Origin of the sequence: Solibacillus isronensis (assembly GCF_023715405.1) — a bacterium.
Classification (GTDB): Bacteria; Bacillota; Bacilli; order Bacillales_A; family Planococcaceae; genus Solibacillus; species Solibacillus isronensis_B.
The window spans coordinates 2,315,966-2,338,151 of the sequence record NZ_JAMBOC010000001.1 but is presented as its reverse complement, the minus strand read 5'-3'; the positions used below and the strand labels follow the sequence as shown (position 1 = coordinate 2,338,151).

Annotated in this window: 17 protein-coding genes and 1 pseudogene; 11 read left to right on the top strand and 7 right to left on the bottom strand. The window is 38.2% G+C overall.

Features of this window, described 5'->3' with window-relative positions:
• Positions 1-272: 272 nt before the first annotated feature.
• The 6 genes and pseudogenes from helD to M3166_RS11580 form a co-directional block, all read left to right on the top strand.
• Positions 273-2,465, top strand: coding sequence for an RNA polymerase recycling motor HelD (gene helD / locus M3166_RS11605; protein ID WP_251689964.1), 2,193 nt, complete (start codon positions 273-275; stop codon positions 2,463-2,465).
• Between the two features lie 49 nt (positions 2,466-2,514).
• A complete protein-coding gene (locus tag M3166_RS11600; RefSeq protein ID WP_251689963.1) occupies positions 2,515-3,330 on the top strand; it encodes an undecaprenyl-diphosphate phosphatase in 816 nt (271 codons plus the stop codon).
• A gap of 294 nt (positions 3,331-3,624) precedes the next feature.
• Complete coding sequence (locus M3166_RS11595; protein WP_251689962.1) at positions 3,625-4,041, top strand: MarR family winged helix-turn-helix transcriptional regulator; 417 nt, start codon at positions 3,625-3,627, stop codon at positions 4,039-4,041.
• A complete protein-coding gene (locus tag M3166_RS11590) occupies positions 4,038-5,225 on the top strand; it encodes an MFS transporter (RefSeq protein WP_251689961.1) in 1,188 nt (395 codons plus the stop codon). The genes M3166_RS11595 and M3166_RS11590 overlap by 4 nt, the downstream gene beginning before the upstream one ends.
• Before the next feature lie 150 nt (positions 5,226-5,375).
• Positions 5,376-6,542, top strand: a complete 1,167-nt coding sequence (locus tag M3166_RS11585) for a PLP-dependent aminotransferase family protein (protein ID WP_251689960.1) — start codon at positions 5,376-5,378, stop codon at positions 6,540-6,542.
• A gap of 115 nt (positions 6,543-6,657) precedes the next feature.
• Positions 6,658-6,786: pseudogene (locus M3166_RS11580) on the top strand (LytTR family DNA-binding domain-containing protein); the annotation flags it as partial.
• 430 nt (positions 6,787-7,216) lie between these two features.
• Here M3166_RS11580 and M3166_RS11575 read toward each other — a convergent pair.
• Positions 7,217-7,417 (bottom strand): cold-shock protein, encoded by a 201-nt coding sequence (locus M3166_RS11575; protein WP_008404655.1) that lies wholly within the window; start codon positions 7,415-7,417, stop codon positions 7,217-7,219.
• 507 nt (positions 7,418-7,924) lie between these two features.
• On the opposite strand from M3166_RS11575, the gene M3166_RS19510 reads away from it, so the two are divergent.
• The gene (locus M3166_RS19510) at positions 7,925-9,010 is read left to right on the top strand and encodes a methyl-accepting chemotaxis protein (RefSeq protein WP_353056577.1); all 1,086 of its coding nucleotides are present in this window, start codon (positions 7,925-7,927) and stop codon (positions 9,008-9,010) included.
• 88 nt (positions 9,011-9,098) lie between these two features.
• Positions 9,099-11,288, top strand: coding sequence for a DNA topoisomerase III (locus M3166_RS11565; RefSeq protein ID WP_251689958.1), 2,190 nt, complete (start codon positions 9,099-9,101; stop codon positions 11,286-11,288).
• A gap of 92 nt (positions 11,289-11,380) precedes the next feature.
• Here the strand turns inward: M3166_RS11565 and M3166_RS11560 are convergent, their stop codons facing one another.
• From M3166_RS11560 to M3166_RS11540, 5 genes are all read right to left on the bottom strand, one after another.
• Positions 11,381-11,965 carry an SET domain-containing protein gene (locus M3166_RS11560; protein ID WP_251689957.1) on the bottom strand — a complete coding sequence of 195 codons (585 nt, stop codon included), beginning with the start codon at positions 11,963-11,965 and terminating at the stop codon, positions 11,381-11,383.
• Positions 11,966-12,208: 243 nt separating this feature from the next.
• Positions 12,209-13,474, bottom strand: coding sequence for a saccharopine dehydrogenase NADP-binding domain-containing protein (locus M3166_RS11555; protein WP_251689956.1), 1,266 nt, complete (start codon positions 13,472-13,474; stop codon positions 12,209-12,211).
• Positions 13,475-13,619: 145 nt separating this feature from the next.
• Complete coding sequence (locus M3166_RS11550; RefSeq protein ID WP_251689955.1) at positions 13,620-14,810, bottom strand: amidohydrolase; 1,191 nt, start codon at positions 14,808-14,810, stop codon at positions 13,620-13,622.
• A complete protein-coding gene (locus M3166_RS11545; RefSeq protein WP_251689954.1) occupies positions 14,807-15,514 on the bottom strand; it encodes a small-conductance mechanosensitive channel in 708 nt (235 codons plus the stop codon). Before M3166_RS11545 ends, M3166_RS11550 begins: the two co-directional genes overlap by 4 nt.
• A gap of 19 nt (positions 15,515-15,533) precedes the next feature.
• The gene (locus M3166_RS11540) at positions 15,534-16,244 is read right to left on the bottom strand and encodes a DUF5058 family protein (RefSeq protein WP_251689953.1); all 711 of its coding nucleotides are present in this window, start codon (positions 16,242-16,244) and stop codon (positions 15,534-15,536) included.
• Positions 16,245-16,386: 142 nt separating this feature from the next.
• On the opposite strand from M3166_RS11540, the gene M3166_RS11535 reads away from it, so the two are divergent.
• Together M3166_RS11535 and M3166_RS11530 are read left to right on the top strand one after the other, a co-directional pair.
• Complete coding sequence (locus M3166_RS11535; RefSeq protein ID WP_251689952.1) at positions 16,387-18,204, top strand: helix-turn-helix domain-containing protein; 1,818 nt, start codon at positions 16,387-16,389, stop codon at positions 18,202-18,204.
• 222 nt (positions 18,205-18,426) lie between these two features.
• Entirely contained in the window at positions 18,427-19,857 is a 1,431-nt protein-coding gene (locus tag M3166_RS11530) for an alanine/glycine:cation symporter family protein (RefSeq protein ID WP_014824801.1), read from the top strand.
• Positions 19,858-19,964: 107 nt separating this feature from the next.
• Here M3166_RS11530 and M3166_RS11525 read toward each other — a convergent pair whose 3' ends face one another.
• Positions 19,965-20,945: an SMP-30/gluconolactonase/LRE family protein gene (locus M3166_RS11525; protein WP_251689951.1), complete on the bottom strand. Its 981-nt coding sequence runs from the start codon at positions 20,943-20,945 to the stop codon at positions 19,965-19,967.
• Between the two features lie 314 nt (positions 20,946-21,259).
• On the opposite strand from M3166_RS11525, the gene M3166_RS11520 reads away from it, so the two are divergent.
• Positions 21,260-22,108, top strand: coding sequence for an MBL fold metallo-hydrolase (locus M3166_RS11520; RefSeq protein ID WP_251689950.1), 849 nt, complete (start codon positions 21,260-21,262; stop codon positions 22,106-22,108).
• The last annotated feature ends 78 nt before the right edge of the window (positions 22,109-22,186 follow it).

Below are 22,186 nucleotides of genomic sequence, written 5' to 3'. Positions count from 1 at the left end.
GAGCCTCCATTAATATATGGAAGCTTCTTTTTTATTTCTTCGGCAAACGCCTCATTACCCCTCAGAAAATTCATGAATATAAATTGGCGTATAATAAATTTCTTTAATCATCATAATTTAAAGTTAGGAAGATGCTATAATAGAATTGTTAAATTTTGTAATGACGAGGAACGGAAAATAGTTTCAATTGAATCCAACGTCATTTTGAAGTACCATGAATATTTATGTAAAGAGAAGATTTTACTTCCGGAGCATTTGGAGGCGAACCAATAGTGGAACAAACGATATGGCAACAGGAAGAAACACACTTAAAAGAAATTAGTGCTCTTCTAAAACAACAAATAAAGATTCAGTCCAATCATTTAAAAAAGCAAAAAGGAGACATTGTTGAGGAACGCTCACAAGCATCTTCGGAGTTTAACGATGTTTCAGGGGAAAGTGCCATTCAGTTTTCGCAAATGCTGCAAACGATGCAATTGCGCGAACGGGAGTATCTGAATGCCAGCGAACAATTGAGCAAAATGCATATTTTATATAAAAGTCCGTATTTCGGGCGTATTTCAATTGAAAATGAAGAAGGCGAGCGGGAACATTTATATATTGGCTTATCAACATTCCGCGAACCAAATACGGATGATGTGCTGATTTATGACTGGCGTGCACCAATTTCAAGCCTTTTTTATGAAAATAAAGTCGGAAAAGCACGCTATCAAATTCCGGACGGAGAATACATTTCGGTTACGATTCAAGGCCGCCGTCAGTATAAAGTAAAGTACGATGAGCTGTTGCAAGTGTTGGACGCGGATATATATGTAGGCGATGAAGTGCTGCAAAGTCTGCTGTCGGATACGGCAAAAGAAAAGATGAAATCGATTGTCGCAACGATCCAAAGTGATCAGAATATCGTCATTCGTTCATCGAATAAGGATAATTTAATCGTACTCGGACCGCCTGGCAGCGGGAAGACATCTGTTGCGATGCAGCGAATTGCTTATTTACTGTATGAGTACCGCCAAACAATGAATGCACGCAGTATTCTGCTTATTTCACCGTCCGATTTGTTCAATGACTACATTTCGAATGTGCTGCCGGAGCTCGGTGAGGATAATGTTCAACATACGACGTATTACCGTTTGTTGCGCGATTTAAAGTTATCTTATTATAAAGCAGAATCAAGCTACGAAAATATTGAACGTCTTCAAAAGGCGAGCAAAGAGGAACGCGAGCACTATGCATTTAAAGGTTCGCATGCATACGTAAAGCAGCTGCTGAAGTATATTGAAAGTCTAAAGAAGAGCGGCATGCCGTTTTATAATTTAAAAGTTGAAGGAAAGCTGTTCGTTTCCGCCAAGAAACTGACGGATCTGTTTTATGACAAGTTCGGCGCATTGGATATTGATTTCCGCTTGAAAAAAATCCGTACAGTACTGCTGGAAAAAATAGAGCAGGAAAAAACAAAAGACCGCAAAGTATTGATGAAGGAATTAAAGTCAGTCAATACGTATATCGGGACAGATAAGGAAATCGAGCAGCAGGCAAATGAAAAGCTTCAAAAAAGGTACGGCAAACTTGAAAGTGCGATTCATCAGCTAGGGTTTGTAAATTTAAATAAAATGTATCTGCATACGTTAACATACCAAAATGATAATTTAAAAACACAAATGATTCAGGCTGCAACGACTGAAACGCTGAAACAACGCATATTATATTACGAAGATTTGGCACCAATCATGTATATGCAAGCTGTTGTAAAAGGCTTGTATACAGATAATACGATTAAACATATTGTCATTGATGAAATTCAGGACTATTCGTATTTGCAGCTGCTGACGATTAAAGCAATGCATCCAAAAGCGCATTACACATTGCTGGGGGATAAAAACCAGGTCGTGCATCCGCAAATGAAGGACTCACTTGCAGGTCCATTGTCCAAGCACTTTAAAGCAGTCGAGTTAAATAAATCGTATCGCTCGACAAATGAAATTACCGATTTTATGAGTGCGATTTTAAACAACAAGACAACCGAGTCGCTTGGTGTATCAGGGGATAAGCCACAAATTATCGAAACGAATACAGGGTGCAAAACAATTGCCCAGCTTGTCGGCTTGCATTATAAAGAAGAAGAAAGCTTCGTCATTTTATGCAAAAATAAGCTGGCATGCGAACAATTATACAACGAATTAAAACCGCTTCTTCCACAGCTTCAGCTCGTTACAGAAGAACAGAAGGTATATATGAAGGGGCTGCTTATCATGCCCGGCTATATGGCGAAAGGCTTTGAGTTTACAACAGTTCTTGTAGCGGATGCCAATGCCCATGTATACAGGGAAGAGATGGATGCGTATTTACTGTATACAATTGCTTCACGTGCGACACGCCACTTATTTCTAGTAACGGACGGAACATTACCAAAAGCGCTTGCACACATCGGAGAACAGTATTATCGTAAAGAAGTGAACATTTAGCCGCCTTAATGCGTCTAACCGAAGAGGACTACTTTTTTAGGAGATACAAATGGAAAATTTTGATTTGATTTTAGTGTTAAAGCATTTTATTATCGGTATTGTTCAAGGTTTAACTGAACCGATTCCGGTGTCATCAAGTGGGCATGTCATGATTGTAAGTGAAATTCTGGGAATGGGCGAACAGGGCTTTACATTCGCAATCCTAACGAATACGGCATCATTGATTGCAATTATGTTTATTTACCGTGAAGATATTATTCGGTTAATTACTGGATTTTTACTGTTTATTAAAACACGTAATGCGCGATACCGTAAAGACTTTAATTTTGCGCTTTACGTCATTATCGGCTCGATTCCAGCAGGTGTTTTAGGGGTTTTGCTAAGCGATGTTATTGCAGACAGCGTGAGCATGACGACAATCGCGATTATGCTGTTCGTGACAGGGATTGCCTTATGGTTAATTCGTAATTTACGCGGAACGAAACGCGACGGGGATTTATCAGCAAAGGATGCCTTATTAGTAGGTTTTGGGCAGGCAGTTGCATTAACACCGGGGATTAGCCGATCGGGTGCGACAATTATTTCGGCAATCGCTGTCGGAATGAAACAGGAAACAGCACTGCGTTTCTCATTCATGCTGTATATTCCGGTGAGTTTAGGCGGTGTCGTTTTAGGGTTTACAGACTTCCTCGATGAGCCAAACAAAATGGATTTAGCCCTTCCGTATACAGTTACATTCCTTGCGACATTGTTTATGACATATTTCGCCATGCGCTGGTTCATGGGTATTATGAAAAACGGAAAGCTGCATTACTTCACGTATTACTGCTTTTTAGTTGGTATTTTATTATTAATATTCTTTTAGCATGGATAAACACGCTTGTAGTCTTAAAGGCTATAAAGCGTGTTTTTTAGTTCAAAGTAAGGTAGGGGTTACCGGTAATTTTCCATTTATTTTCCCAAATAAAACGGAATTACTTTCTCTATTTTTTCGAGTATTTGCATAACCTAATTTATCAGCCTTCCAAACCAATTTAGCACTCTATTTTTTGTCAAATTCAACTCGTCCAGTAAAAAAAGATTGACAAATGAAGCAGATTTTTATTTAATTAGTTAGGTTAACTAACCATTTTAGAAGAAATAGGGAGGTAATATAATTATGACTTTCTTTTTACAATTGCACCGTTTTCATAAACGATATACGCAGCGTCTTACTAATATACTGGCAGTGCATGAACTGTCTAATGCCAACTGGTCTTTAATGCATTATTTGGCGAATGAAGAGCTGGCAACAATGAGCCAGATTGCGAAATATTGGGATGTTGAGAAGCCGACTGTTTCCGCAAATGTTAAGACATTGACGAAACAAGAGCTTATTCAAATGAAACAAGGCAATGACAGACGGGAAAAATATATAAGTTTGACTGAAAAAGGAGAAAGATTGTATAAAAATATTTCCCCGGAAATTAAATTTCTACAAAATCAGCTATTAAACAACCTGTCAGACGAACAACAGGAGCTTTTCGAAAAAGCACTGTCTGATATGGAGAAAATATTGAAAGAAGGGCTAGAATGAAGGGAACAAAAGAACCAATCTGGACGAAGGATTTTATCATTGTATCGATCATTAACTTTATAGCAATCTTAATATTCTTCCTGCTAATGGTGACCATTTCAAGTTATGCAGTAGACACATATCAAGTTTCTACAAGTATTGCAGGACTTGTTTCTAGTATTTTTATTATCGGATCATTGATTGGCCGGATAGGGGCAGGACGTCTCATCGGCAGTATCGGGCCACAGAAGATGCTTTTAATTGGTCTTATTATATTTTTCGTAACAACAACACTTTATTTAATGGAATGGGGCGTTGTTTATTTATTGATTATCCGCTTATTACAAGGGATAGCTGTCGGAACGGTCGGAACAGCTACAGGTACGATTGTTGCTATGATTTTACCCGCATCACGTAAAGGGGAAGGGATTGGATACTTTAGCTTAAGCGCTATTTTGGCGACAGCAATAGGGCCGTTTGTCGGCATGTTTATGCTGAAGCTTGAAAATGGCTTTGATGTTATTTTTTATATGAACACTGCGCTTTCGCTTATATTACTAATCGCTTATTTCTTTGTTAAAATTTCCTTACCACAACCGAATAAACAAAGTGGAAATCAGGAAGAAAAGCTTTCATTTCTGGAAAAATTCATTGAACCAAAAGCGCTTCCGATTTCATTTATTGCCTTATTAATTGGCTTTGCATACTCGGGAGTTATGACGTTCATTACGTTTTATGCAAGAGAAATCAATTTAGTGGAAGCGGCAAGCTACTTTTTCTTAGCCTATGCGGGGGTTGTCGTTATTTCTCGTCCATTTACCGGGAAATTGATGGATGTGCGTGGTCCGAATATTATTGTGTATCCATGTATTGCCGTTTTCGCGATTGGAATGTTGCTATTCAGTCAGGCATCAGCAGGCTGGATGCTGTTACTTGCAGCTGTCCTTATTGGCTTTGGCTACGGGAACTTCAATTCCATTGCCCAAACGATTGCAGTTAAAGTAACGGAGCCACATCGATTTGGCTTAGCAACATCCACATACTTCATTTTGTACGACTTAGGATTAGGTGTCGGACCATTTATTTTAGGGATGATTGAACCTTATACAACATACCGTACAATCTTCGTATCGATGATTCCGCTAATTCTTGTCTGTATTCCGTTATATTATTTATTAGTAGGAAGAAAGCGAAAGCTGGCATAAGTTCTATTAAAGTAATTATTCAGAATGACAGTTTCATGTCATTAACTTACTAGCAATAAGCATGTATCTTCTTAAATGGTACATGCTTATTGTTTATTCGTTTAAAAAGTGATAAAATTTTGAAAATTACAAAAAGGAAGAGAGTCTATTATGCAATATTCTGATAGCATTTTAAAAACACCATCATCATTCATCCGAAATATTTTAAAGGTAACGGATGCATACGACGTCATTTCATTTGCGGGAGGCTTGCCAAATCCAATCTCATTTCCAATTGATGAGTTAAAGCAGTCGGTAAATGATGCGATTGATGCAAATGGTGCAAAGGTATTTCAATATTCTACGACGCAAGGTTATTTGCCGCTACGTCAGTATATTGCAGAAAAATATAATAACAAGCAATCGAACTTAAATTATACAGCAGATGATGTACTAATTACGACAGGATCCCAGCAAGCATTAGAGCTTATTTCCAAAGTTCTGCTGAACAAAGGGGACGGGGTTGTTATTGAGGAGCCCGGTTATTTAGGAGCGATCCAGGCATTTACATTACGTGAACCAAGTTTCTATGGTGTAACACTGGAAACAGAAGGACTGAATGTAGAACAGTTGAAGGATGTACTAAAACAGCCGAATGTGAAAATGGTATACACAGTTCCGAATTTCCAAAATCCTACTGGGTTAACGTATACGAAAGAGCGCCGTGAAGAAGTATTTGAAGCGGTAAAAGATCAAGATGTCATTTTTATCGAGGATGATCCATACGGTGAGCTTCGTTTTACTGGGGAACACTTGCCATATATCGCAGCTGGGAAGATGACAAACAGTGTCGTATTAGGTTCGTTTTCAAAAACGGTTACACCGGGTATGCGCCTAGGTTATATTTTGACGAAAAATCATGAACTTCTAAATCATGTCGAAACAGCGAAGCAGGCAACGGATTTACATACAAACATTTTCGCACAATACATTTTGCATCAGTATTTAACGACGAATGAGTATGAAGCGCATGTTGAGAAAATTATAGCACTCTACAAAACGCAAGCAGATGCGATGCTGGCTGCAATGGAAAAGTACTTCCCGCCATATGTGAAATATACAAAACCTGAAGGCGGTATGTTTGTATGGGTAACTCTTCCGGAAGGCGTAAATGCGCTTGATAAGTTTTCGGAAGCGATGGAGAAAAAAGTAGCATTCGTGCCGGGAAATCCATTTTATACGAATAAAGAATCAGTTAATACACTGCGTCTGAACTATACAAATGCAACACCTGAAATTATTGAAGAGGGTATTAAACGTTTAGCGGAAATTTTATAAGTAAATTTAGGGAAGCTATTGCTTGGAGGAATCCGAGTAATAGCTTTCTCTTATATTGTAAGTTTCTAGAAGGAAAAAAGGGGAATAATAATATAATTATATTAATTGAGAGCACACGTTGAGTGAACTAGAGAAGCGATTGCACCATTTCAGGTTTTTCCGCTGTCACCGGTCCTATATCGTCAATTTACATAAAGCAAGGGAAATCCTTACGTGGACCTGCAACAGTTACAGCTTATCCCTTTAAGGTACAAACAAATCATAAGTACCATTATCACGCACAAAACTTACGGAGCTATAAGAAATTGTCGGAATATAGATTTCCTGGGAAATAGCCCGTGCAATTCATCGAATTTTAACACCAAACACCTTCAATTTGCGACAATTCACCCTCAAAATAATGCTGTCATTTCCATTCTCCCTTAAATTAAAGGTAACAACGAAACCAAGGAGGAACAAATGATGACAAACATTATTGAGGTTCAAAATTGGCAAATGAAGTTTGGGAATTATTCAGGAAACGTACGAAAGATGAATAGCTTGGAAATAGAAATGGCTGTGCCGAAGTCTAAGTTTCGGCACAGCTGTTTTTTATCGTTATGAAACTATAAAAAGAAGCATACCCGATAGAGTATGCTTCTTGCAACTAACTATGTGAACTTAATTCCTTAGAATTAAAGTTTTGTTACGTTAGTAGCTTGTGGGCCACGGTTGCCTTCTTCAACGTCGAATTCAACTTTTTGACCTTCGTCTAAAGTTTTGAAACCTTCGCCTTGGATAGCTGAGAAGTGTACGAATACATCGTTACCGCCTTCAACTTCGATGAAACCGAAACCTTTTTCTGAGTTAAACCATTTTACTGTACCTTGTTGCATGAGAGAAAACCTCCAAAAAATTAATTAATTGAATTGCTAAATGTATAAAAAATTCACACATTAAAAAAGGGAGCGTACACGTTCACTTTTTTAATATGTGAATTGATCGTAAACAGCTTAAGCAATTTAATTAACTTTATTGTATAACAACATTATCCAAATGTCTACTAAAAATTCTCCAAATACAGAAGAAAATTTTGATTTTTCGTACAAATGAAGGGAAAGTACGATTATCAGGAAATAAATTAACAGTATTTTACTAGCTACTTTCGGAATAATAAGTAAATTTTTGTGAATTTATTAAATTTCATTTAGATAACTCGGTGTTTGTATAATTAAAATAAACTGAATGGATCAATTGGTTTATGGGAAATTAACGTGTCGTGTATGTTTTTTAGACTGCTTTCATCCCTGTATAATTAATTGTTCCCCCTATTTTGAAGTTTTAAACATCATTGTTGTAATTATTTTATTGAAGTTACCTGAACAAAATCAAATGATTAGTTCATAATCTCTAAAAAAGTTGAACCAGTAGGCCAGGTGACGAAGGCTCTAGAAGAAATTGCTCAAAGAAACTTATCGATACAACCATTGAAAATTAAAAATAAAGACGAAGTGGGTATGATGGGGCAAAGTTTTAATGAAATGCTGACAGATCTTCGAAGTATTGTCTCGAATGTAAATGAGTTGTCTATGCAGGTGGCTGCAAATGCTGAAGAACTTTCGGCAAGCTCGCAACAAAGTTTGGCCTCATCACAGATGGTGGCAAAATCAGCCGAGAATCAGTTGACTACAAGCACAGAGCAAGCGCACCATATGAATGCATCGATTGGTTCAATGGAAGAGCTACGTACAAGTGTTGATCAGATTTCAGGTGACAATGAACAAATGCTGAATGCCACTACTGATGTCAAAGATTTAATTGATCAAGGGGCGACAACGATTCAAAATGTTGTGGACCAAATGCAAACTATTCATACGACGTTTAAAGATACTACACAAATGATGAATACAATGTCCCAGCATTCGAGCAGCATTCAAAATATCACAGGTATTATTACAGACATTGCTGACCAAACCAATCTGCTAGCATTAAATGCTGCAATCGAAGCAGCGCGTGCAGGAGAGCATGGGAAAGGGTTCGCAGTTGTAGCGGAAGAAGTACGGAAGTTAGCGGAGCAATCGAAAAACTCAGCGACAGAAATTGGCGGTATGGTACAGCAAATTCAACAGACATCGAGTACGGCAACGAAAACAATTGTGGACGGCGGTACAATGGTTGATGAAGGAATGGAGAAAACATCTGAATCACTACGTGTATTCGGGGATATTGAAAACGGTATTGGAGAAGTGGTTTATCGTGTGGAATCTGTATCTGCAGCAATAGAAGAAATTCAGGCAATGACAGGCTCGGTAACAGAAAGCATGAGATCTGTTCAAGACCTTGCAGCAATAACAGCCGATAGTGCAAGCGACACGAGCGCGGCAACAGAAGAACAATTAGCGGCAACGGAAGAAATTTCGAGCAACGCTTATTCCCTATCTGAACTAGCTGAACAGCTGCAGCGAGAAGTTAGTCTCTTTAAACTATAATTGGAAGGGGCCATTAGCTGATATCAGTTAATGGCTCTTTTAATTGTATGCTATAGTAAAAACAAGGATTTTTGAAAGGATGAAACATATGGTTAAAAGCTTAGTATTAGCAGAGAAACCTTCAGTTGCACGCGATATTGCGAATGTCCTGAAGTGTCATAAAAAAGGCAATGGATTTTTAGAAGGAGACAAATATATCGTCACATGGGCGTTAGGACATTTAGTAACGCTGGCAGATCCGGAAAGCTACGACGAGAAATATAAGAAGTGGGATTTAGCCGATTTACCGATGCTGCCGGAACGTCTGAAATTAACAACAATCAAGCAGACAAGCAAACAATATAATGCGGTTAAATCACAGCTAACGCGCAAAGATGTTAATGAAATTATCATTGCAACAGATGCCGGTCGTGAAGGGGAGCTTGTTGCCCGCTGGATTATTGAACGTGCAAAAGTAAATAAACCGGTTAAGCGTTTATGGATATCATCTGTTACCGATAAAGCAATTAAAGAAGGCTTTGCGAATTTAAAGCCAGGGAAAGCGTATGAAAACTTATATTATGCAGCTGTTGCCCGAAGTGAAGCCGACTGGTATATCGGGCTGAACGCAAGTCGTGCATTATCGACGAAATTCAACGCACAGCTTAATACAGGTCGTGTACAGACGCCGGTTGTCGCAATGGTTGCGGCCCGCGAAGATGAAATTAAGCATTTTAAACCTCAAACGTATTATGGGATTGAAGCCCAAACGAAAGAGCTGAAATTAACTTGGCAAGATCAAAATGGCAATTCGCGCAGTTTTGATAAAGAAAAGATTGACCGAATCGTTAACACACTGGATAAGCAAAATGCGAAAGTAATCGACATTGAACGTAAACCGAAAAAGTCGTTTTCACCAGGGCTATATGATTTAACTGAATTGCAACGTGATGCAAACAAGCTATTTGGCTATTCGGCAAAGGAAACGTTGAATATTATGCAAAAGCTTTATGAATCACATAAAGTGCTCACATATCCTCGTACCGATTCACGGTACCTGTCATCGGATATTGTCAGCACATTGCCTGAACGCGTGAAGGCATGTGCTGTTGGGGAATATCGCACATTAGCAAACAAAGTACTAACAAAGCCGATTAAGGCCAACAAATCGTTTGTTGATGATAGTAAAGTATCGGATCACCATGCCATTATCCCGACTGAAGAATATGTAAACTTTGCGAACTTCAATGATAAAGAGCGTAAAATTTATGATTTAGTCGTAAAGCGTTTCCTTGCGGTACTTTTCCCTGCACATGAGTTTGAGCAATTAACGGTTCAAGCCGAAATCGGGAAAGAGAAGTTCATCGCACGCGGTAAAACGGTAATTACTGCCGGGTGGAAAGAAGTGTACTCGAACCGTTTTGATGACGAGGAAACTTCAGAGGATGTAAAGGAACAGCTGTTGCCACGCCTTGAAAAAGGACAAGTGCTAAACGTGTCATTACTAGCCCAAACTTCAGGACAAACGAAACCGCCAGCACGTTTTACAGAGGCGACGATATTGACAGCGATGGAAAATCCGGCAAAATATATGAACACGCAAAATAGAGCTCTTGCCGATACATTAAAATCAACTGGAGGGTTAGGGACTGTTGCGACACGTGCTGATATAATCGATAAATTGTTCAATTCATTCCTTATTGAAAAGCGCGGAAAAGACATTCACATTACGTCAAAAGGCCGCCAGCTGCTTGATTTAGTGCCGAATGAACTGAAATCACCGGAAACGACAGCACAGTGGGAGCAAAAGCTTGAACAAATTGCTAATGGCAAGCTGAAAAAAGATGTCTTCATTAATGAAATGAAACAACACACAAAAGCAATCGTTGCTGATATTAAAAACAGTGATAAAAAGTTCAAGCACGATAATATTTCAACGAAGACCTGCCCAGATTGCGGAAAGCCGATGCTTGAAGTAAACGGGAAAAAGGGCAAAATGCTTGTATGCCAGGACCGTGAGTGTGGTCACCGCAAAAACGTCTCACGCGTAACGAATGCCCGTTGCCCGCAATGTAAGAAAAAGCTGGAGCTGCACGGACAAGGCGATGGTCAGATTTTTGTATGTAAATGTGGTTACCGTGAAAAATTATCCGCATTTGAAGCACGCCGTAAAAAAGAAGGCGGCGGTAAAGTTGATAAGCGCAGTGTACAAAAATACTTGAAGCAGCAGGAAAAAGAAGTTGAGCCAATTAATAACGCATTTGCAGATTTATTAAAAGGCATGAAGTTTGATGAGTAATCATTTTGAATAATTAAATGCAAGATTGGAAAACCGTACTTTAAATAAGTGCGGTTTTCATGTTTTAAAGGGGTTCTGGAGTTTCTACTATATTAATCAATAAATAGCGTGAGAATGGAATCTATTGGAGCTTCACCATTCGCAACTGCCATCACTTTATCAACATACTGCTTGTCGATTAAATACTTTAACGGCTGCTCTACTGTATTAAAATGTTTGAATGTTTCCCGTGCTATCTCATCCCATTCTTTATAATAGGTTAAGTAGTCATTTGCCGTTACTTTTGTTCTTGATGTGCCTTCCTCAGGGATGCACTCAAAATCCTCATCATCTCCCAAAGTGCCGTAATCACATGTTAATTGCTCGCCAGGTTGAATGTCTTTTGCAGCCATTTGAAAATTATAAGCTGTATCGACACAATTTGGATTGAAACTGTGATTCATGTATTTTGCGTGATCCCAATGAAGAACATAAAGGCCGTCAGAATCTAAATATGCATATTTATAGACATCCGCTTTTTGCAAATCACCAAGGGTTTCAATGAATTCCTCTGTCAACATCAGGTCAAGGTCATCTTTAATCCAGACAATCGTTCCTTTAGGAATTAATTTTGTTGCAAAGACACCGACGCCTACCTCCTCACTGACGAATTGAATTTCTGTATCCGGGTGCATCATTTGTTATTCCTCCTAAAAATAATCCCATTCAAATGTTATGTTGGACGGGGATAAGTCATTTCCTTGAAATCAGATTGTTTTAATATGTTTATGTCATTACTTTCTATTTGGAATAGGCTTTCGTCTTGTTTTAAAACGCTATGATGCACGTGAATTTCACGTTATATTGCGGAATCCATTTCATTAGAAAACCATGTAGAATAATTACTGTTCTACATGGTTTATTTCACAAGCCTAACGTGATTATTGAATTCTCTTTATTCTTTTGTGCAATAATCCATCCGAGCTGTTATTCTCACCAAAAACAAAATCCGGCATATAGTAAGCTAAATATTTTCCGTAATTACTTTCCGTCTTCATTAATAACTCATCGACATAATAGGCACCTAAAGGAATCGTATCTAATAGTAAACTTGCGGTACCTGCATATATTCCGCACGCTACCTGAAAGTATGTGGCACTTGTGTTGTATTTTTTGAATATATCTTCACTTTTCATCGTGTTATACATATAGATTTCCTTATCTTCGTAAACTAAAAGAACCCCGACAAGATCTTCTCCTTCAACTTCTCCCTCAGCAGGGTCGATTAACGCTTGATTCCAATTCCAAAGGTCATCCACATCATCTAAATTATTTCGGATTAATTCCGTTGTATGTTCATTAACCCGATAAAGAAAGCCTAACTCAAAATCAAACAGTTTTCCTAATGACAGTACTTCCTCATGGGGCATGAGACATCCATAAAATTCTCGATCTCTTAACGTAACCTTAAATTCGGTCGCATACACATGATCGTACATGTAGAGCGGAATCTGATCACGGACAAACATAGGATAGCTTAAAATAGCTTCATCGAGAAAACATTCAACAGACCATGTTGTATAGATCGTTTTAGGATCGACAAGGTTTTCGTCTTTATAAAAAGAACTGTCATGCTCAAAAATATAGCAAGCTAAAGGTGGGTCACTCGTATGTTCCTTCAATAATTTAATTGCCATCCATTGCACGACACCGGGATTCATACCTGAGCCTATAATAGCTCTCGTATTGGTAATGGCATCTTTCTTTTTTTCGAACCGGGTATATCGTTCGGGAAGCGGAAAGCCATACAAGCTTTCGTCTAGATCAACTGCAGTGTTTTCTAAGGCTGAGTTTATATAATGAACGCCAAGCTTATTGCAGCATTCGACCATTTCGATGGTATCGGCCCAGGATACATCAATCACTAGTTTGGTGCTGGTTGATTGTAAATGTTCGATAAATTGATCAAGGTTATTCAAATCAAATTGAACGGTAATTATTTTATCCTTTAAATTAGGGAACAGTTGATGGTAGTAATCCATTGTTTTTTGTTTGATATCAATTAAGTAAAGCTTTGAAGTTACAATAAAATGGTGGATGGGATCATTTTTATCGGTAATCGAGTGATTTAAAATCGATAAGATAGACTTCGCAACACCACCCGTACTGCCAAGAATTGTGATTGTATATTCATTTAGTTGAACCACAGCAAAACATCCTTTACCTGTAATTCCTATAGCGTATGAAATTTTGGTGGGGGGTGTATGTATGACTAACTAGTTTAGAAAAATAAATTTAGTATGAAAAAAAATACCATTTTCTCTTGTGGAGAATAATGGTATTTAAAAGGCTCTATTTTAAGCAATATTTAGCAACGACTTCAGCTCCAGCTTTTGCTGCAACTAATAGTGCCCGTTCGTCAATATCAAACTTTGGGTGATGGTTCATATAAGGTACATCTAAATACGTCGGTTGGCAGCCAATATAATAAAAAGTGGAAGGCTTTGCGAGTGCATAATAGGCAAAGTCCTCAGATCCGGAGAATAAAGGCGCTTCTTCAACGGCAATGATTTCTTCCTGTTCCGAAGCTTCCAGTATTTCTACTACAAAGTTTGTTAAGTCTTCATCGTTTACTAATGGCGGGTAATCCTTTTCGTAAGTGAGCGTACAAGTAACACCAAATTGGATCTCCAAACCATCTACTAAACGTTTGATTTCCTGCTCAATCGTAGCGTGAACTGTATCGTTCATATATCGGACATCACCTTCAAGTGTTACCGCATCTTTAATAACATTGAACGTGCCTTTTCCATCAAAGGAACCGATTGTGACGACACCCATATCATACGGGTTTAACCGTCTGCTAATAACCGTTTGTACCGTTGTTACAAAATTCGAGGCTGCAACAATCGCATCGTTTGCCAGGTGAGGGGACGAACCATGCCCGCCTGTACCATGTACGACCAGTTTGAAAAATGAGCGACCGGCCATTGCAGCACCAGCACGGTAACCGATATGACCAACCTTAAATGTTGGAAATAAATGTGCTCCGACAATAATTTCACAGTCATCGAGCAAGCCGGAAGCCATCATACTTTTCGCACCACCAGGGGGTTTTTCCTCTGCATGCTGATGAATAATTTTTACTGTTCCGTGCAGTTCATCCTTTAATTGAATAAGGCAGTCCGCTAAAACAAGCAAATACGCAGTGTGACCGTCATGACCGCAAGCATGCATGACACCAGGGTTTTTCGATTTGAATGGGACATCTGTTTCTTCTTCAATTGGCAAGGCATCAAAATCTGCACGTATTCCGATGACGGGACCCGGATGACGGCCTTGAATTTCTACAATAATTCCGTACCCATTGCCGACATTGCGATGGACATTTACGTCTTTATTTTCATAGAAATCCGCGATATACTGCGCTGTTTGCTGTTCTTCAAAGGAAAGTTCCGGATTTTCATGCAAATGACGGCGAATTGCAATCATCTCATCGTTCCTAGTTGCTAACTTTTCCATTAACTGTTGTTTAATTGTCATGATGCTTGTTCACCTGCTTTCATTTTTTCAAGAATTACGGCAAAGAGTACTGTTCCTGCAATACAAATAAATGTTTGGAATGACGGCGGAACAGGACCAAGCGCTGCAAAAATACCTAACCCGATTGCACCGATTCCCCAAACAGGCTTTTTAAGGGCAAACTGTGCGAGCACGCCTCCAAAAATAGCCGGCAATACAAAGCTGAAGCTCGCGCGGATTGACTCAGGCAGCGCATTAATTAAGTAAGAACCACCTAAAATTACAGCAATTAGCATTGTTGTATTCACAATCGAAGCAGCAGAAATTGCTAATGTCGCTGTAACTTCACCTTTGCGTGTCCCTGGCTCTGCTTTTACGATGGATTGGGCAATAGATGCGCTAGGTAAGCACATATTTCCGATATTGCCTGTTAGAAAGGCCAAATACGTGCCCGACACACCTAAAATTGGGTAGTAGCTAATTGGCTCGACAAACCAGATGATCGATACAACGGCCCCGTAACTTAAAAAACCTGTTAAGATAACAGACCAACCTGGATGGTACCCTAGACCAAATGATAAATAGAGGGGAAGGGCAATCGTACAAATGATGACACTCCAAATAGTAAGACGCCCCCAGAAATGTGCCTGACTATGAAACGTTGCAAAGTTTTCCTCGCTTTTTGTAGGTGAAGCATCTGTTGTGTGACGCTCTAAAACGACCATTTTAATCATCCTCCTTCAATTAGATTAAGAAATACCCGACGCTCATACCGATTAAAATAACTAATCCTAGTGACCACTCACGGAGCCAATTCTGGTTAAAGCGTTGAGCTGCCCACATAATAACCGGCATTACAAGTAAAGCGACTATAAAAATAATCGTTTCATTCATACCTTTTGCGATCTGGCCACCACCAAAATATCCGAAAGCACCAATCATTGCTGCAGTCGAAATGACACTTAACCATTTTGCCCGATTGCCGCCACCGCTCGTTAACTTACTTTGAAGGCGACCAAGAGATTTCGTAAACAATGTTGTAACAATCAACCATCCCATGCCGCCTAAACACATTGTCCAAACTGCTGCTGTAAATGCTTGTGCTGAAAAGTTTTTGTCGCTCAACTGTTCACCTGCTGCTTCGGCCCCAAGACTTGCTCCTACTGTTTCGATCGGTGCTGATCCGACAATACCAATTCGCATCATTGTCGTTGGTTCACCAATTAAAGTAATTAAAGAAATGGCCACGATAATAATGGCAAATGATGGACCTAATGAACTAATTGCACCTGTTCGAATAATTGAAGTGACTTCCTTGTTCGTTAAGCCTACTTCTGGTGCTACTTTCTTTGAAATCCGTATAAAGACAATGGCTTGGAAAATTACAATGAGTACAACGACAAATGCTATAACCCATAAAATCGGATGATCCATAATCTCTGATGCTAAGTTCATAAAACCCCTCCTTTAAATTGACGAACAATTCAGTTTTTTAATACTATACTTTGTTTTCTTGTTGCGAAACAATGTGTAATCCTCTATATTTATAAATAAAATTATGGAATATTCTATATATTTCAGAAAGAGGGGAATGTCTATGTCAGATGGACAAGAAGCAATTCTACGTCACTTAACACTTTCAAATAAACAGTTATCTATCCTCGTGGAAAGTATCCGGACAATCACTTCCAAACTTCATATTGATGAAGTATTACATACAATCATGCGGCATGCACTGAACGTTATTCCTGAAGCAGATGCAGGGTATTTAATGCTTTTTGATGAACAGAAACAGTGTCTAATTCCGAAAACCTATATTCATTTCCCGCCACTTATTGAACAATTTCAAACAAAGCCGAATGAGGCCATTACTGGTCGTGTATTTGCGACAGGAATCGGTGAGTTCTTTAACAGTTACGATGAAATTATGGCTGCTATGTACCATCAAAATGTAAGCCCGCGTAATTTACAGACAATATTAAAGAGCGCACATGTTCCGCAAGCAGCTCTTTGTGTACCGATAACTGTTGATGCTAAGCCAATCGGCATCATGATCCTTCACCAACTTCGAAAGAAAAGAGACCTCACACAAGAAGATCTATTATTTTTTCAAGCCTTTGCCGATCAGGTAGGGGTGGCAATTCAAAAAGCCCAGTATTATGAACAGATGACTGAGAAAGTAAAAGAAGCGCACGAATTATCTCTGGCATTAGAGACAAAACATACCCTTCTTAAACAGCGCTATGATGTGCATGCTACATTAAATCAATTGCTCTTACAAAACGAACCGATTTCCGTCATTTTAAATGAACTAAAAAACTTAACACAATTACCAATTGGTTTTTATGATGCATATGATGATGTGTTTTTTGAAGATGATCAGTCCATTCCCCCTCACACAAAAGCTAAAATAAAAAAACAATTATTCTTGAAAATGAAGCCATTTGAGTATCGGCTTAAAAATGACCGCAGCTTTATTGTTTATCCTCTCTATAATTTGGATATTTGTTTAGGGAGTATGATTATTGAACAGAAAGGCATCATTTCCTACAAAGATCAGCAAACACTGGAGCAGGGGGCCAATATTTTAACACTGCAAATTTTACGCAATAAAAATGTTCTGGAGCACCATAACAAACGAATGCAGGAAACATTCCAGCATATCATCGATGCACCTAATCAAAAAACAGTTGCTTCTATGGCATATCAACTTGATCTAGAAGTGCTGGACTACTACCGATTATGTATTTTCGAGTTCAAACAAACGGCCGACATGTTATCGATTGAACAATATTTACATCAGTTCATCTCCATGCTAAAGGAACTATTTATAGGTGAACGGAAATTACTTTTTTATGAAAAAAACAAAATCACTCTTTTAATCGGTGTGCCGTCACCAGCAATGCTTACAACATTAAACGAAACACTCTCGCGCCTACAAAAAAAGTGGCAATCACTGCATAAACCGCTTTTTCGGTGCGCAATTAGTAAACAATATAAAACCCTACAGACAGTTTCTTCTCTATACGAAGAAGCGCTGCAAACATTGCGCTTTTTACATGTACGTGATGAATGGACAATTACGAGCTACGATAAAATCGGTCTCAACCAGCTGATTTTACAAGTCCCGCCAAAAGACTTGGCAAACTTCATTCATGACCAAATCGGTGAGTTATTGACTAAAGCCAATAAAAGTCACCTGTATGAAACATTGTTGGCCTATTTCAGATTTAATCGCTCCGTTCAGCAAACAGCACAGCATTTACATATTCATACCAACACTTTGTACCAGCGATTAAGCCGAATTGAGCAAATATTAAATATCTCGTTTCAAATACAGGAAGATGCACTGAAAATACAATTAGCCTGTTATTTAAAAGAAAATTACTTAACACCTGTAAAAAAACGAGAGTAAATATAGGGGAGTGAGGGGGATAACTGTCATGCTAGAAAATTAATACATCTTAATAAAAATGTATACTAAAATTTCAAGTGAGTATAAAATAGGACAAGTTAGCATGGGTGTAGGAAAGTGACTTTGTATTTAGGAGATGTTGGTGCAGAATTTTAATAGTTGACGAATTAGCACGGCCTACATACCCACAGAAAAAGTTGAAAAAATAGAGGAAGTGGAACAATGGATTGGTTCGGTAATATATTGGGTGAAGTGAATACAATATTATATTCATATGTATTAATAATTTTATTAGTAGGAACAGGCATATTTTTAACGGTTAAAACAAAGTTTATTCAATTTAGATTAATAGGTGAAATGTTTAAACTTATAACAGAATCGGCGCCAACAGATAAGTCAGGAAAAAAAGGTATATCTTCTTTTCAGGCTTTTACAATTTCTGCTGCTTCTCGAATTGGAACAGGTAATATAGCGGGTGTCGCGACGGCAATTGCTCTTGGCGGTCCCGGTGCGATATTTTGGATGTGGATGATTGCGCTGATCGGAGCGGCATCTGCACTAATTGAAAGTACATTAGCACAAGTATATAAAGTGAAAGATAAGAGTACTGGATTGTTTCGTGGTGGTCCTGCTTATTATATGGAAAAAGGCTTAAATAAAAGATGGATGGGTATTCTTTTTGCTGTTGTCATTACAATTACGTATGGCTTTATTTTTAATTCTGTCCAGGCAAATACGATTTCCATTGCATTTGAAGAAAGTTTTGGTGCCAATCGATTTGTAGTAGGTTTAGTATTGGCTGCTTTAACAGGGATTATTGTTTTCGGTGGATTAAAGAGAATTGTTAGCTTTACTCAAATAGTTGTTCCTGTTATGGCAATTTTGTATATTATAATTGCTCTTATTGTTGTATTCCTCAATATTTCCGAAATTCCGAATGTATTTCTTCTTATCATAAAGTCTGCCTTTGGATTGGAAGAAGCCTTTGCGGGAATGATCGGGGCAGCAATTATGAATGGTATTAAACGGGGATTATTCTCAAATGAAGCAGGGATAGGTTCTGCACCCAATGCAGCAGCAACAGCAGCTGTTTCACACCCAGTAAAGCAAGGGTTAATTCAAGCCCTTGGTGTATTTATAGACACATTAGTCGTTTGTACAGCAACAGCGGCAATCGTATTATTAGGCGATGCATACCTTCAATCTGACGCAACTTCAGTCAATTTAACGCAAGCCTCTTTAGTCGGAAGTTTAGGTGATTGGGCAGGCAGCTTCTTAGCGATCATTGTATTTATGTTTGCTTTTAGTACGGTTATTGGCAATTACTATTACGGTGAATCGAATATTAGTTTTATAAAAGATTCAAAGACCGGTTTATTAGTATTCCGTATATTTGTCGTACTTTTTGTTATGTTTGGTTCCATTGCAAAGGTACAAGTTGTATGGGATTTAGCGGATCTGTTTATGGCCTTTATGGCGATCATTAACTTAATTGCTATTCTCCAACTTTGGAAAGTGGCCAAACCGGTTATTAATGATTATTTAACTCAACGGAAGCAAGGCAAAGATCCAGTATTCTATAAGAAAAACGTACCTAATTTAGGCGAGGTGGAATGCTGGGGCGAAGATGAAGAAATAGAAGGAAAACGTTAAATTTGAGCTTTCATTCAGGAATACTACTTCGTAAATAGCTATTAAAATTTAAAATGGGGCAATCACTAAATTGGTGATTGCCCCATTACATTATATTAGAAGCGAGTCTAGTTTAACCCGTATGGCTGTAGACCCTTCTTTTTTACTTGAATACGCCACACCTCGTTCTTTGATGATTCGGTTACGTACAGGTACCCATCATGAAAAGCTAAGTTTGTTGCGAATGTTCCTGCATCTTCAGGAAGGCGAATTGTTCCGTATTTAAAACCATCGGCGTCAAGCACTACAACTTCTCCAGCTTGGAAATGAGCTACGTACAGATTGCCTTCAGCATCTACAGCTAATCCATCCGGGCCGATTCCGCCTTCAAAACGACCAAAAATAAACGGTGATTCAGGAGAATTTTCAGCATTCACAGAAGGCACAGATAAAATTTGATTTTTATCAAACTCTGAAATATAGACACGCTGACCATTTGCTGAAATTGCGATTCCATTAGGATAAGCAATATTCTCTGAGAAGAGGATTCCTTCAGTTTCGCCAGGAGGTAAGTAGAAGACACGACCTGTTGGATGAGTAGCACTAGAACCCATTGGCTCAGTAAAGTAAAGTCCGCCTGTTTCATCAAAAACAAGGTCATTTAAACCGTTTAAAGGTTTTCCATCGTAAGAATTGACAACAGTTTTGCATTCACCAGTAGCGGGATTGTAAGAATAAAGTTCTCCTTTACCATCCGTAATAAATAAGCGACCATCTTTGTGGAACTTTGCTCCAATTGGCATTAATTTATCTTTATCTCCTAAAACTGTTTTAACTTTGTCGTCTTTAATAGTTAGGATTTCACCGGTTGTCGGACTAACTAACCAGATGTTTCCTTTACGATCAAAGTTAATACCTTCCATGAATCCATTACCTGTAGCAACCTTTTCCCATTTACTACTCTGATGAATGATTTCAGAAATATCATGTCTTTCTTTTGCCGGCACTGGTTTTGTTTCATACAATGTCTTTGCACCAGTGAATGTGACCATTATAAGTGAGAGAACAAGAACCAATATCCATGCAAGTGCACCTTTTTTAGACCTCATAAATACCTCCTAAATGACAGTGAATTTTTTTGAAACAGTATTCCTCAAGAAGAAAGAAGTAATTAATTTATTAACCTTTTTGAATATAAGCGCTTATATTCTTGGTATCATATCATTTGTTCAATGGTCTAAATAGCAGAAAAAGAACTCGAATGAAACTAATAAAAAGTATTATTTTTAGCTATTTAGAAAATTCTTTATTTGTTATACTGGAAATTTAGACTATTATAAAAAATACTTGCTATATAATTGGGCTTTTTAACAAAGAATGTAGTCTATAAACATTTGATTTAAAAGAAAGGGGGACAACCTTTTTGCACTCTATACACAAAATAGGTAAAAGTTTTTGGTATATCACCCCAGTCTCGTTGACTGACCGCCCGATTTTAGGAATGGTGGTTGGCAGTAAAAAGACATTAATGATTGATGCAGGAAACTCGGAAGAACATATGCATTATTTTCTGAATGAACTTCAAAAAAGGGGAGTTCCTAATCCGGATTTAGTTGTCCTAACACATTGGCATTGGGATCATATATTTGGTCTTTCCGCATTACCCGATACTGTTTCAATTGCCTCCAAAGAGACTGAAAGGGAAATGGAGAAGCTTATTCCATTTTCATGGTCAGATGAAGCCATTGATGCGCGAGTAAATGAAGGCGTGGAAATTGAATTTTGTGCAAAAGCGATTAAGGAAGAATACACGAATCATCGAAATATTAAAATTACTTTGCCGGATATTACAATAGAGAAAAGGGCAGAGATAAATCTTGGTGATGTGACTTGTATCGTACAACAAGTTGGAGGGGACCATGCTGCAGATTCTGTCATTGTGTATATAAAAGAAGAGAAGATTCTTTTCTTAGGGGACTGCATTTATCCAAGAATGTATGCCGAAAAAGTACACTATACAATTAATGAAACTTTACGGTTATTAGATGTATTAGAAACTTTTGATGCGGAAACCTATATCCCTTCCCATCAACAACCAATTTCAAAAGAAGCTTTCGATAAAGAAGTCGCCATGCTAAGAACGATTGCCAAATATACAGAGGTCTGTAAGGGAGATTTACCGATAATAGTGAAGGAATACGAAAACTATGTAAAAAGGGAACTTACCGAAGATGAATTAGAAACCATCTCCCATTTTGCCGATGGATACTAACTGATTGCGCTCCTTTACGAGAAAAATTACAATTTTGAAGAACCACCTAATTGTTGATATACAACGAATTAGGTGGTT